Here is a 13,271-nt window from a genome sequence, read left to right as displayed (position 1 = left end):
TTCTTGCATGATCCGCTCCCACGTCGCGCCTTTCGCCGCACTTTCAGGTTTCAGCGCATGCAAAGCATCGGCTTGTCCACCAACACTGCTCTTCACACCATCATCATCGGATCCGGCTTTGCGGGCATCGGCATGGCGGTGGCCTTGAAGAAGGCGGGCCTGGGCAACTTCCTCATCCTTGAAAAGCAGCACGATGTCGGCGGAGTCTGGCGGGACAACACCTACCCGGGTGCCGCGTGTGACGTGCCCTCGCACTTGTATTCGTTTTCATTCGAGCCCAACCCGAATTGGTCTCGGGTGTTTGCGCCCCAAGCCGAGATCCACGCATACCTGCAGCACTGCGCCCACAAATATGGGCTGCTGCCCTTCATCCGCTTTGGCTGTGAGGTGGCCCAAGCCGCTTACGACGAAGGGCTCGCGCTCTGGCGCGTGACTTTGACCAACGGCCAGGTCCTGCAAGCCCGGTTCCTCGTCACGGCCACAGGCCAGCTCAGCCGCCCCGTGTATCCCAAACTGCAAGGCATGGAAAGCTTCAAGGGGCAGGTGTGCCACTCTGCCCACTGGGACCACAGTTATGACATGAAGGGCAAGCGTGTTGCAGTGATTGGCACCGGGGCTTCGGCCATCCAGTTCGTGCCTGCCATCGCGGGCCAGGTGCGCGAGTTGACGGTGTTCCAGCGCTCAGCGGCGTACATCCTGCCTCGCCCTGATGGCGCGTATGCGGGCTGGCGCAAAGCCTTGTTCAGGATCGCCCCTTGGACCATGAAGCTGCACCGGGCCCGCATCTATTCGCAGTACGAAAGCCGTGCGGTGGGTTTCACGCGCGTCAAAGCGATGATGGATTTGGCGGTAGGCGTTCCTTTCAAAGCACTGCTGCATCGGCAGGTGCGGGACCCCGCTCTGCGCGCCCGGCTGACGCCGGATTACCCCATCGGCTGCAAGCGCATCCTGCTGTCCAACGATTACCTGGCGACCATGGCCAAGCCCCATGTGAAGCTGATCACGCAGGGCATACGCCGCATCACGGCCGATGGCATCGAGACGGCGGATGGGCAGCACCACGCGGTGGACGCGATCGTCTACGGCACGGGGTTCGCGGCCACCGAGTTCCTCGCGCCCATGACCATTACCGGGCGGGATGGTCTCAACCTGAACGAGGCCTGGCGCAAAGGCGCGCAAGCCTACCTGGGCCTGGCGGTGCCGGGCTTTCCCAACTTCTTCATGCTCTATGGCCCCAACACCAACCTGGGCCACAGCTCCATCATCTTCATGCTCGAAAGCCAGATCGCGCATGCCTTGCGGTGCATGAAAGCCGCTCACCGGGCCGGGGCCAGCGCGGTTGAAGTGGACAGGGCGCGCTACGCCAGCTTCAATCGCGATGTGCAAGCGCGCTTGGCCAAGACGGTGTGGCAAGGCTGCAAGAGCTGGTATGTGGACGCGAACGGCCACAACAGCACGAACTGGCCGGGCTTCACCTTCGGATACCGCTGGCTTACACGGTATTCATCGCTCAACGCTTACACCCTGCATGCTAAAAAATGATGTCTCGCCGTTACCCTGATACCTCGCATGTGCGCCTGCGGGCCATCAAATCGACCTTCATGGCTGAAGGCGCCCTTTGTGGCGCCACGCTTTATGTGCCTGAAGACGCCAGCCCCGATCAAGAACTGCCCGCCATCCTCATGCTCGGCGGGTGGGGCAGCATTCAGCGGGCCATGACCTCATCGTTCACGCACAGCTTTGTCGAGGCAGGCTTTGCGGTGATGGAGTTTGACTACCCGGGTTGGGGAGACAGCGGCGGCTTTCCCCGCCAGGGCATCAACCCATGGCGCCGAACGCGCGTGGCCGACACCGCGCTGGCGCACCTGAAATCACAGCCCATGGTGGCCGCCCACCAGATCACGCTGTGGGGTACCTCCTTTGGCGGCGGGCATGTGGTTGATCTGGCCTCACAGCATCCTGAACTGAAGGGCGCCATCATCCAGGTGCCGATGCTGGACGGCCTGGCCGCCACCTTGGCCACGCCGCCCCTGCGCCTCATCAAGCTGACCACGCTGGGCCTGCTGGATCACATCAAGCCTGGCGCCCCGATCTACGTGCCGACCTTGGCCCGCGAAGGTGAGTTCGGCACCATGGACCGCGATGGTGCCTGGGACGCCATGGACATCGCGCTGGCCGCCTGGAAGGACCGCGCCTATGACAACCGTGTTGCCGCCAGATCCGTGCTCACCATGCCCTTGTACCGGCCTTGGCTGCGCTTAAAGGACGTGAAGATCCCCATGCTGATGATCGGTGCCACGGGCGACACGGTGGCGCCCTTCGTGTCTGAGAAGGTTCGCCGTGTGGGCAACCCGAATGTGCAGGTGATCCAGATCGACGCGAATCACTTCGATCCGTACTTTGATCCGCTGTTTCCGGAAGTGCTGGCGCACCAGTTGAAGTTTCTGCGCCGATGACGTTGGCTACAGTTGCGAGCCCATCAACGAGGCAGCGTGTTCGTTCAAGCGCTCATACCAAGGCCTTTGCTGCCATTGCGCGAGCGTGATCTGGCGAGCTTGCGCGAGGTCTTGTTCAAAGACCTCGGTTTGCTGAGCTGCGAAGCCCGCATCCATGATGTTGAGGGTGGCCTCGTCATTCAGGCTGAAAGAGCGGTTGTCAAAATTGGTTGAGCCCACCGACACCATGCGGCGATCCACGATCATCACCTTGCAGTGGTACATGGTGGGTTGGTATTCGGCGATGACCGCGCCGGCCGCCAACAGCGGCCCCCATTTGGCACGCGAAGCATGGCGCACGGCGTCGCTGTCAATGTGTTCGCCTGGCACGATGATGCGCAGCTTCACGCCCCGCTTCAACGCGGCCACGAGCGCATTCAAGGTCAACTCGTCCGGCACGAAATAAGCGGCAGACAGATCGATGGAGCGCGATGCCGCGGCAATCGACAAGAGGTACATCAGCTGCATGTTCTCGCTGCCGCCAGAGGGCGAGCTGCTGAACATCTGTGCCCACACATCTCCCCGCGCCGGGATGTCAGGGAAATACAGCGGCCCATGCAATACCTCTCCGCTGACTTTGATCCAGTTGTCGAGGAACACGGACTGCATCTGCGCAACCACCGGCCCTTCAATGCGGAAGTGGGTGTCGCGCCAGTGATCGGGATCTTGCCCATGGCCAGTCCATGGCGGCGCAATGCCGACACCACCGGTGAATCCAACACGGCCATCCACCACCAGGAGCTTGCGGTGGGTTCGGTTGTTCATGCGGCCAAGGTGCGTCCAATGGGGCGGGTGGAAGCGGCGGATCTGCACACCAGCACGCAGCATCTCATCGAGAAGCTCATCTTCCATTTTGGCGCTGCCCACCCAGTCCAGCAGCACATGAACCTTCACGCCATGCTTGGCTCGCTCGGCCAGTGCATCCGCGAACTGCTGGCCGATGGCACCAGACCAGTAGATGTAGGTCTCAAAGGTGATAGACGACTTGGCAGACCGGATGTCGGCCAGCATGGCGGGAAAGATGTCATCGCCATTGACCAAGGCCTGCGCTCGGTTGCCACCCACGAAAGGCGGCCCCAGCATCACGCCCAGCTCCTTCATGAAGCCGGCATCGCCCAACGCATGAATGCGGTCGATGCGACGCTCGACGTTGGCTTCGTTGCCTTTGAAATTGAAAGCGATGAGCGCCACTGCCAAGGTGGCGAGCATCGTCAAAAGGATGATTCCGGTGGTTCGTTTGGTGGATTGCTGAATGGGCATCTAAGGCTCAGGCTGGCGGAGGTGAATCGCCCTTCCGAGCAAACGGCGTTCCCGGCACGGCCATTCTATTAATACACCCCGATCTCCAACGAGGCGATCAGCCCGCGCTCGAGCCGAAAGCGGTACTGAAGATCGACGGGGCTACCAGGGAAGTTGCCGCTCACCCGGCTGCGGACGACGAGGGCGCCTTCTTCCGTCTTCTCCATGGCAAACGGTTCGCTCGTGTACGTGTATTGGGCCGATGCCGCTGCCTTCCATGCCTTGATGGCTTCGAGGCCGCGGTGCGTGCGGCCTTCGTCCTTCACGATGGCTTGTGGGGTGAAGCACCGGGCAATAGCTTCGGGGTTCTGTCGGTCAGCCGCAAAGTAGGCGGCCATCGGTTCGGGAAGGATCAGCTTGTTCATGGGGACGACTCCGTGTTGATGATGTCAACAGAGTGCGCGCCACGTAGAGATTAGTGAATCCTCTAGAATCTTGATGGTCTATGTAGAAAGCGATACAGAATGCGCGGATCGGAGTTTGCCGAGCTGAAGGCCTTTGCCGCGGTGGTGGAGCGGGCGAGCTTTGCACGCGCGGCGGATCACCTGGGGCTGTCGGCTTCGGCGCTGAGCCAGACCATCCGCCAGCTTGAAGAGCGGCTTGGAACGCGGCTCCTGAACCGCACCACGCGCAGCGTGGCCCCCACCGCCACCGGCGAACAGCTGTACGGGCGCATCGCGCCGCTGTTCAGGGACATGGCCGAGGCAGTTGCCCAAGCCAGTGCCACCGCCGGGCAGACCAGCGGCACGCTGCGCATCAACACCTTGGGGATGGCGGCCCGGCAGATCATCGCCCCGCGTCTGCGTCGGTTTCATGACGCGCACCCCAATGTGAAGCTTGACCTCGTGGTGGACGACGGATTGAGCGACATCGTCACAGGCCGCTTTGATGCCGGCATCCGCGTGGGCGCTCGGCTGGAGAAGGACATGATCGCGGTGCGCCTGACGCCAGACGTGAAGATGGTGGCAGTGGCATCGCCGGACTATCTGAAGCATCGCGGCACGCCACGCTCGCCCGACGAACTGCGCAACCACGCCTGCATCAACTGGCGGCTCCAAGCCGATGGCCGGGCTTACCGCTGGGAGTTTCAGAAAAGAGGCAAGCAGCTTGAGGTGGCGGTGGAAGGACCGCTGATCACCAACCAGTCGGACATCGGCATTGCCGCAGCGCTACAAGGGCTGGGCATCGCCTATGCCTTCGACCGTGAGCGACTGGATGAACACCTCGCCGAGGGAAGCTTGGTGCAGGTGCTCGCCGACTGGTCTATCTCTCGTCCAGGGCTGTTCCTGTATTACCCCAGCCGACGGCACCAGCCACCGGCGTTGCGGGCGTTCATCGACTGCCTGCTGGACAAGGGTTGCTGAGTGATCAGGCAGCCTTGCGCGGCGCCGTCGGTGTCGCACCCGCCACATGTGGCTTGCGGAAAGCCATCACGCCGTCCTCCAGCGCACCGTTGTGCAGCTGTTCTGTGTCCAGCTTGTAGTTCTGGTACAGCTTCCACGGTGCGCGGTCGGCGCCCTTGGGCAAATAATGCTCGGCACGGGCCACGTAGTTCGAGCTCATGTCCAGCAGCGGGCCGGCCTTGACGTTCGGGTCCTTGCGCTCGGGCACCGCGATGCGTGTGCCCGTTTTGTCCATGTGCTTGAGCAGGCGGCACACGTACTCGGCGATCAGGTCGGCCTTCAGTGTCCACGAGGCATTGGTGTAGCCAAAGGTGTTGGACAGGTTGGGGATGTCGCTGAACATCAGGCCCTTGTAAGAGATGTGCTGGTTCATCTCGATGGCATTGCCGTCCACGCTCATCTGCATGCCGCCAAACAGGCGCATGTTCAGGCCCGTGGCCGTGACGATGATGTCGGCCTCGAGCACCTGGCCCGATTTCAGCAAGATGCCGTTGTCGACAAAACGATCGATGTGGTCGGTGACCACCGAGGCCTTGCCCTTGCGCAGTACCTTGAACATGTCGCCATTGGGCACGGCGCACAGGCGCTGGTCCCAGGGGTTGTAAGGCGGCGTGAAGTGCTTCATGTCGAAGTCCTTGCCCACCTGCGCCTTCACCTGCTTGAGCAGCAGCTTGCGCATGAAGTTGGGGTACTTGCGTGACAGCTTGAAGATCGATTGGGTGATGAAGTTGTTGCGCGCACGGCTCATGCGGTAGACCGTCATCTCGGGCAAGAACTTCAGCAGGAAGCGCACCATCGGGTCGAACTGCGGCACCGAGATCACATAGCTGGGCGTGCGCTGCAGCATGGTCACGTGCTTGGCCTTGTCCGTCATCGATGGGATCAGGGTGATGGCCGTGGCGCCAGAGCCGATCACGACCACGCGCTTGCCGCTGTAGTCCAGCTTCTCGGGCCAGAACTGCGGGTGGATGATCTGGCCCTTGAAATCGTCGCGGCCCTTGAACTCGGGCGTGAAGCCTTCTTCGTAGTTGTAGTAGCCCGAGCACATCATCAGCCAGCCGCAGCTCATCTGCACCGTCTCACCCGAACTCTTTTGCACCGTGAGGGTCCAGGTGGCAGTGTCACTGCGCCAATCGGCCGAGACCACTTTGTGACCGCAGCGGATCTTGCCTTCGATGTTGTTCTCACGGGCCGTTTCACGGATGTAGTTGCGGATGCGGTCGCCATCGGCGATGACTTGCGGCTCCGTCCAGGGCTTGAAGTTGTAGCCCAGGGTGTACATGTCCGAATCGGAGCGGATGCCCGGATAGCGGAACAGATCCCACGTGCCGCCGGTGGTGTCCCGGCCTTCCAGGATGGCGTAGCGCTTGTCGGGGCAATGGGCCTGCAGGTGGCGCGCCGCGCCAATACCGGACAAGCCGGCACCCACGATCAGGACATCAAAATGTTCAACCATCGAAAGTCTCCGCGACTCTATGTGAAAACGAATGTGAGCAGTTTACGATCTGGCAATGGGTATTGTCAAATGCTAGGAATGCTGATTGCCCCTCATGGACATGCTTTCCAACACCCGGAGCCCCCCATGAGCACATTGATGAGCCATTTCTCGCCCACGATCACCAACATGATCCGCCTGGACCACACCCATGTGCTGAGCACTTTCCACAAGTACAAGGCCGATACCGCGCCCGACACCAAGCAGGCCCTGGTGAATACCGTGAGCCTCGCGTTGGAGATCCACGCCCAGCTGGAAGAAGAGATTTTCTACCCCGCCCTGCGTGCCGTCACCACCAATGAGGCGGTGCTGGCCAAGAGCGAACCCGAGCACAACGAGATGCGCAGCCTGATCGGCCAGTTGCGCGACATGAAGCCCACGGCCACGCACTACGACAGCACCTTCATGAGCCTGATGCGCCACGTCATCCACCATGTGGCTGACGAAGAAACCGTGCTCTTGCCTGAGGCCGAGCTGTTGCTGGCCGACCAGTTGAGCGAGCTTGGGGCGCAGATGACCAGGCGCCGACTGGCCTTGGCGGCCCCCAAGGCAGGCAACATCGCTGCCAACATGGTCCGCGCCATGCCCACCAGCACCATGCTGGTGACGGCGGGCGGCCTGGTGGCCGGTGGCTACCTGCTCAAGCGCGCCCTGGAGCGCCGAACCTGAGGCCGCCATCACCACTTTGAACGGTGATCCTCGGTCACCCCGAGGAGACCGTCGATGGCCCGGGGCGCGGCAGCCCGCGAGGCCCTGACGGTGCCGCTGAAGGTGCCCACCGGTTGCACGTAGTGGCTGGATGCCATCCAGACATCGCGGTCTTCCTGGCGGGCCCCTTCGGGGGTGAACATCAGGTCCAGCAAACCGTCATCGGTGCTGACCCGCCACGGGGCCATCGGCCGCTTGGGGTTGAACTCGAAGTTCGCGGCCCCCAGAGGGATCAACTGTCCATCCAGCCACAGGGCGTTTTCGTTCACGCCGAAATAGCCTTGCTGCAGGTTGAACCCCACTTCGGCACTGTGCGCGCTGGCCCAGCGCCACTCGGTATCGCGCGCCAGCAGGCCGTTGGAGCTGTCCAGACAGGCCACGGCGTCGGACAGGTCAAAACGCCGCCCGCGCACATTCAGCCAACCGCTCACGGGCAGGGCCGATGACTTTTGCGTGGCATGCGCCACGCCCCCCTCCACCGGGCCCACCCCCAGTAAGAATGGCGCGGCATGGGCCAGGGACAAGTCCACCTGCACTTTCATGGCCCGCGTGCGCACGCTCAGCTCCAGGATGTCACTGCCCTCAGCCTCGCCGTCCTCGTCAGAGGCGCCATGCTGCAGCCTCAAGCGCGCAAAAGGCCCTCTGAACCACGCATGCGCGCCCTGCACTGGTTCGTCGGACACACGGCCTTGCCAGCCTGCCAAGCCATCTTGCCGCCAGTTGGCCACCAGCTCGCCGCGCACGCGGTCAAACGCATACGCGAACGCGGTGCACATCCAGCCCAGATCCACGATGGCCACGCCCACGAACACCTCCTCATTGCCGAGACCAACATACTGCCAACGCTTGTGGTGCAGGCGCCGCCATAGCCAGGAGCGCGCATGCGGCCCTTGCAAGGCTTGCCAATCGATGTAATCGATGCGGCCCGCATAGCGGCCGGACAGTGGCGCGCCATCGGACACGACTTCGGAAGGTGCTGGCGGCAACATGGGCAGTGCATCTCGCTTCATGGTGCGAAGCCTGGACCGCAATGGGGCCCTGGCAACTCAGTGTTTTCCAACATGGGGGTGACAAATCACCGCTTTGGTGGGCCAGTCAGCCAGGCAAGGCGCACTCGCGGGATAATCCCCCCATGCATCCCCAAGCCCTCCTCGACCTCACCGGCGCCCTGCTGCGTGACATTCTCAAGCTCGACGCCCCGGCCGACACCCTGGTTTCGCTGTTTTTCCGCAAGAACAAAAACCTGGGCCAGCGCGAACGCCACGCCCTGGCTGAGACGGCCTACGCCGTGCTGCGCCAGAAGCTGATGTGGCAGCACCTGGCCCAGTCGGGCTTTGGGCCCATGGACCGCCGCCTGACCTTGCTGGCGTGGCAAGGCCAGGAACACGTGCTGAAACTGGGCATCAACCCCGACGAAGCCGCCTGGCTGGACCGCATCAAGAAAATCGACCGCACCACCCTGCCCGACAAGCTGCGCCACAACCTGCCCGACTGGCTGGCCAACCGCCTGCGCGAGCAGCTCAGCCCGGAAGAGTTCTGGGCTTTTGTCGAGGCGATGTCAGGTGGCGCGCCGCTGGATTTGCGCGTCAACCCCTTGAAGTCCAAGCGCGAAGCCGTGTTGGAAGCCCTGACCGCCGCCGAAATTCCCGCCATCGAAACGCCATTTTCACCTTGGGGCATCCGCATTGAGGGCAAGCCTGCTCTGCAAAAAATGGATTTGTACACCGGCGGACATGTCGAGGTGCAGGACGAAGGCAGCCAGTTGCTGGCCTTGATGACCGGCGCGAAGCGTGGCGAGATGATCGTGGACTTTTGCGCGGGCGCGGGCGGCAAGACGCTGGCCCTGGGCGCCATGATGCGCAACACCGGCCGGCTGTACGCTTTTGACATCTCAGGCCACCGGCTGGAAGCGCTGAAGCCGCGATTGGCGCGCAGTGGCCTGTCCAATGTGTACCCCACGCAGATCGCGCACGAACGCGATGACCGCATCAAGCGCCTGACCGGCAAAATTGACCGCGTGCTGGTCGATGCACCCTGCACTGGCTTGGGCACGCTGCGCCGCAACCCCGATTTGAAGTGGCGTCAAAGCCCCAAGGGCGTGGAAGAGATGCAGGCCAAGCAAAAGGCCATCTTGCACAGTGCCGCGCGCTTGCTGAAGCCGGGCGGCCGCCTTGTTTACGCCACGTGCAGCCTGATGCCCGGCGAGAACGAAGTCGTGGCCGATGCCTTCACGGCGGAACATCCGGAGTTTGTGCAGCTCGACGCACGGCAGGTGCTGGAGCAAGGTGGGGTTGTGCAGGCCGAATCGCTGACAACCCCGGCGGGCCACCTCAGGTTGTGGCCCCACCGTCACCACACCGACGGCTTCTTCGCCGCGGCGTGGGAAAAGAAGGCCTGATGTTCAAGCTTTGCGAGGCTGGCACCCCGCAAGCCTGATCAGAACAGGCTTTCCTTGACGTAGATGACGTCATTGGCCAGGAGCTTGTCATTCATGCCAGGCTCCAGGATTTGCACGGTGCCATTGGCATCGCGGCGGTGCACCTTGATACCCTTGGCGGTGCCACGTTGCGTGAGACCCCCCACCGAGGCCAGGGCCTGCAGCAAGGTCATGTCACGCTCCAGACGCATGGATCCGCCACGCAGCACTTCACCATAAATGTAGATGGTGGGAGCGCGGTCGACCCAGATGGCATCGTTGTTCTCCAGCGGGAAGTCTTCCGTCGTGCCCGAGGCGGCAAACACCAGGGGAAAGTCGATTTCCTTGCGGAAAGCCTTGCCATTGCGCTTGCCCGACACCACCACGGTGTCAGATCCCTGGATAGGCACGATGCCGCCGGCTTGGGCCAGCAGGTCGCTCAGGCGGTTGGAGCCCGCCTCGAGTGGGTAACGCCCCGGGCGGTTCACCAAGCCCAGCACCGACACCTGGTTGCTCTTGACCGAGGTCAACAGGATCGAAACCTGGGGTTGCTTGAGGAAGTTGCCGTTCTTCAAGCCATCGGCGATTTTCTTCTCGGCCTCGGACACCGACAAACCACCGATCTTGACCGTGCCCAGCAGCGGGTAAGAAATCGTGCCCGCTTCAGACACTCGGGCGTCCAACGTCAAGTCCGCGTTCTGGAACACCGTGATGCGGAGGATGTCTCCGGGGCCCAGCACGTAGTCGCCTTGCGATGCCGCATGGGCATGCCCTGCGGCCATCAAGGTCACCGACAGCAGCCATTGAGCGATGAGTCGCATCCACTTCATGTTGAAAGATCCTCTGGTGAGATAAATGTAGGAGCAGGCAACCTTGGCTGGCGCCCCGCAGAACGTGTCAATGTATCACCTGGCCTGACGCTACTGGGTAACCCCAAGAGCATCCCAAATGGCCTGGCATAACAGCACGGTAGAGTCAGTTTTCGCGGACTGGTTCCATGCGGGCCAGAAATGCAGGGATGTCGGTGGCGGGCATGGGGCGCGCCATCCAGAAGCCTTGCACCACATCGCAGCCCAGCGCGCGCAACATCACCATCTGCTCTGGCAGCTCCACGCCTTCGGCGGTGGTCTCCAGCCGCAGGGCCTTGGCCAGGCTGATGATGGCGGTCACCACGGCCTGGGCATCGGGGTCGCTGTCCAACGATCGCACGAACATGCCATCGATCTTGAGCTGGTCCATCGGAAAACGGCGCAGATAGGCCAGCGATGAATAGCCCGTGCCAAAGTCGTCCAGGGCCACGCGGATGCCCCGGCTGCGCAAGGCGGCCAAGGTGGCCTGCGCGCCTTCGTGGTCATCGATCAGGGCCGATTCGGTGATCTCCAGCTCCAGGCGCTCGGCGGGCAAGCCGCTGTCGGCCAGCGCCTGCTCCACCAAATCCACCACCGAGTGGCTGCGGAACTGCACCGCCGACAGATTCACCGCCACGCGGATCTCGCCCGGCCACTGCATGGCCACCTTGCAAGCCTGCCGCAGCACCCAGGTGCCCAAGGGCACGATCTGGCCGGTTTCTTCGGCCACGGGGATGAACTCGTTGGGGCCGATCAGGCCGCGCTCCTGGTGCTGCCAGCGCACCAAGGCCTCGAAGCCCACCACTTGCCCGGTCAGGGTGCTGACTTGTGGTTGGTAATGCACGGCAAATTGCTCGTCGGCCAGGGCCACGCCCAACTCCTGCTGCAGCCGGGCACGCGCCCGTGCGCTCTCGCCCATGAAGGGCAAGAAGAAGCGGTGGGTGTTGCGGCCACCGGCCTTGGCCGCGTACAGGGCCAGGTCGGCGCTTTGCAGCAAGGTCTGAGGGCTGGTGCCATCGCGCGGCGCCAGCGCCATGCCGATGCTGGCGCGAACTTCCACGCGCACGTCTTCCAACTGGCAAGGAGTGGCCAAGGCGGCCAGGACGCGGTCGCCCAATTGCACCGCAGAGGCCTCATCGCCGGCCTGCCAACTCAGCAAAGCGAACTCGTCACCACCCAGTCGCGCCAGCAGATCGCCCGGCGCCACGCAAGCCTGGATGCGCGCTGCCACACTGCGCAGCAACTGGTCGCCCACGGCATGCCCCAGCGAATCGTTGATGCCCTTGAAGTTGTCCAAGTCCACGAACAGCAAGGCACAGCCACGCTGCGATGTCTCGACGCTGGCGCAAACGCGTGCCAGTTCCAGGCTGAAACAATGACGATTGGCCAGGCCCGTCAAGGCATCGACATTGGCCAGGCGCGCCATTTCATCACGGGCGATGCGCCCCTGCGTGACATCGGCTCCCACGCCACGCCAGCCCGCGGCACGGCCTCGGTCGTCAAACAGCGGCTTGGCCATCAATGACCACCAACGCAATTGGCCGTCGACCCGCACCGGCAATTCCAGATCGCGGAATGGGCGACCCAGGCTCAAATGGGTTTGCAGCTGCTCAAACGCCGCCACGGCTTCGGGCACTTCGCGGGGCAGCATGCTCTCTACCAATTCGGAGAAAGAGTGCGTCACCAGTTGCCGCGAAGGCAGCCCGAACGATTGGGCCAGTCGGGCAGAGACATGCCGGAAGTGACCGGTGCGCGAGACCTCCCACAGCCAGTCGCTGGCGTGCTCTTCAAAATCACGCAGCAAAAGGTCAATCAACTGGCGCTGCCGATCGGACTCGGCCTCGGCCCGCAAACGCGCAAAGAACATGCGCGCATTGGCCATGGTCACGCCCATGACGGTCACGGACCAGATGCCCAGCAAACCCAGCAAAGACACGTTGTTGACGTAGGCCGAGCGTTGCAGGGCCAATGCTGTTGCCGCGCAAATCACCATGACATAGGCGCAGGCCGCGATGGGCACGGAGCTGAGGATCAGGCCGCCGCCGCACATCATGCCGACCAACACTGAAGCGATCAGCAACTGGCCCAGGTGATCGGTGATGGGGAACATCAAGGCAGGGATGACGGCCCAGATGCCGGCGAATGCCGCGACACTGAGGCACACCACATGCAGGCTCGATGGCTCGGCCACTGGCTTGGCGCCCACCATTTTCACCAATAGGCGCAAGCCCCTGTCCAAAGCGACCAGGCTCAACACCGCCAGGATCACCCACAAGCTCAGTGCCCACGAAGGCATTTGCCCCCAGAAGGTGGCGGCGATCGTCACCGTGCCAATGAGGTTGCCCGTGAAAACCATGGGCAGCAGACCCACCACGGCCAGGATCTGCCGAGCCCGGAAATGGCGGGCGTTGAAGCCGTCAACATGCTCGGTGGCCGACACTTCACGCCACAAAGGCGTCAAGCGCTGCCGCCAACCGGTTGGGAGCGGCGTGGCGGCTTTCAAAGGGACAGAGAGTTCGGTCATGGACAGGTCATGGGCAACATCCAAGGGGACATCGGCTTTTGGGCACCTAACTTAAGCGCGCCAGGGCAATTGGGGGTGATTTC

General features: G+C 62.7%; 10 protein-coding genes and 1 pseudogene. 5 read left to right on the top strand and 6 right to left on the bottom strand.

The window, feature by feature from the left end; translation table 11 throughout:
* Positions 1–57 precede the first annotated feature (57 nt).
* Positions 58–1,521: pseudogene (locus tag LQ232_RS17955) on the top strand (flavin-containing monooxygenase); the annotation flags it as partial.
* A gap of 17 nt (positions 1,522–1,538) precedes the next feature.
* Complete coding sequence (locus LQ232_RS17950) at positions 1,539–2,456, top strand: alpha/beta hydrolase (RefSeq protein WP_230181767.1); 918 nt, start codon at positions 1,539–1,541, stop codon at positions 2,454–2,456.
* A gap of 6 nt (positions 2,457–2,462) precedes the next feature.
* On the opposite strand, the gene LQ232_RS17945 is transcribed toward LQ232_RS17950, so the two are convergent.
* Both LQ232_RS17945 and LQ232_RS17940 read right to left on the bottom strand, forming a co-directional pair.
* A complete protein-coding gene (locus LQ232_RS17945; protein WP_230181766.1) occupies positions 2,463–3,755 on the bottom strand; it encodes a phosphatidylserine/phosphatidylglycerophosphate/cardiolipin synthase family protein in 1,293 nt (430 codons plus the stop codon).
* Positions 3,756–3,823: 68 nt separating this feature from the next.
* Positions 3,824–4,159, bottom strand: coding sequence for a nuclear transport factor 2 family protein (locus LQ232_RS17940; RefSeq protein WP_230181765.1), 336 nt, complete (start codon positions 4,157–4,159; stop codon positions 3,824–3,826).
* A gap of 99 nt (positions 4,160–4,258) precedes the next feature.
* Here LQ232_RS17940 and LQ232_RS17935 point away from each other — a divergent pair, with 99 nt between their 5' ends.
* Complete coding sequence (locus LQ232_RS17935) at positions 4,259–5,158, top strand: LysR family transcriptional regulator (RefSeq protein WP_230181764.1); 900 nt, start codon at positions 4,259–4,261, stop codon at positions 5,156–5,158.
* Between the two features lie 4 nt (positions 5,159–5,162).
* On the opposite strand, the gene LQ232_RS17930 is transcribed toward LQ232_RS17935, so the two are convergent.
* Positions 5,163–6,653: an NAD(P)/FAD-dependent oxidoreductase gene (locus tag LQ232_RS17930; RefSeq protein ID WP_230181763.1), complete on the bottom strand. Its 1,491-nt coding sequence runs from the start codon at positions 6,651–6,653 to the stop codon at positions 5,163–5,165.
* Between the two features lie 126 nt (positions 6,654–6,779).
* Between LQ232_RS17930 and LQ232_RS17925 the strand changes: the two genes are divergently transcribed.
* Positions 6,780–7,361, top strand: coding sequence for a hemerythrin domain-containing protein (locus tag LQ232_RS17925; protein WP_230181762.1), 582 nt, complete (start codon positions 6,780–6,782; stop codon positions 7,359–7,361).
* 8 nt (positions 7,362–7,369) lie between these two features.
* Here LQ232_RS17925 and LQ232_RS17920 read toward each other — a convergent pair whose 3' ends face one another.
* Positions 7,370–8,410, bottom strand: coding sequence for a DUF2804 domain-containing protein (locus LQ232_RS17920; protein WP_230181761.1), 1,041 nt, complete (start codon positions 8,408–8,410; stop codon positions 7,370–7,372).
* Positions 8,411–8,532: 122 nt separating this feature from the next.
* On the opposite strand from LQ232_RS17920, the gene LQ232_RS17915 reads away from it, so the two are divergent.
* Entirely contained in the window at positions 8,533–9,798 is a 1,266-nt protein-coding gene (locus LQ232_RS17915) for an RsmB/NOP family class I SAM-dependent RNA methyltransferase (RefSeq protein ID WP_230181760.1), read from the top strand.
* A gap of 38 nt (positions 9,799–9,836) precedes the next feature.
* Here LQ232_RS17915 and epsE read toward each other — a convergent pair whose 3' ends face one another.
* Positions 9,837–10,646 (bottom strand): polysaccharide export protein EpsE, encoded by an 810-nt coding sequence (gene epsE, locus LQ232_RS17910; protein ID WP_230181759.1) that lies wholly within the window; start codon positions 10,644–10,646, stop codon positions 9,837–9,839.
* Between the two features lie 145 nt (positions 10,647–10,791).
* Positions 10,792–13,188 (bottom strand): bifunctional diguanylate cyclase/phosphodiesterase, encoded by a 2,397-nt coding sequence (locus LQ232_RS17905; protein ID WP_230181758.1) that lies wholly within the window; start codon positions 13,186–13,188, stop codon positions 10,792–10,794.
* Positions 13,189–13,271 lie beyond the last annotated feature (83 nt).

The organism is Aquabacterium sp. CECT 9606 (assembly GCF_918741295.1).
Classification (GTDB): domain Bacteria; phylum Pseudomonadota; class Gammaproteobacteria; order Burkholderiales; family Burkholderiaceae_C; genus Aquabacterium.
Note: the sequence above shows the minus strand (reverse complement) of the source record. Positions and strands in the feature narration are given on the sequence as shown.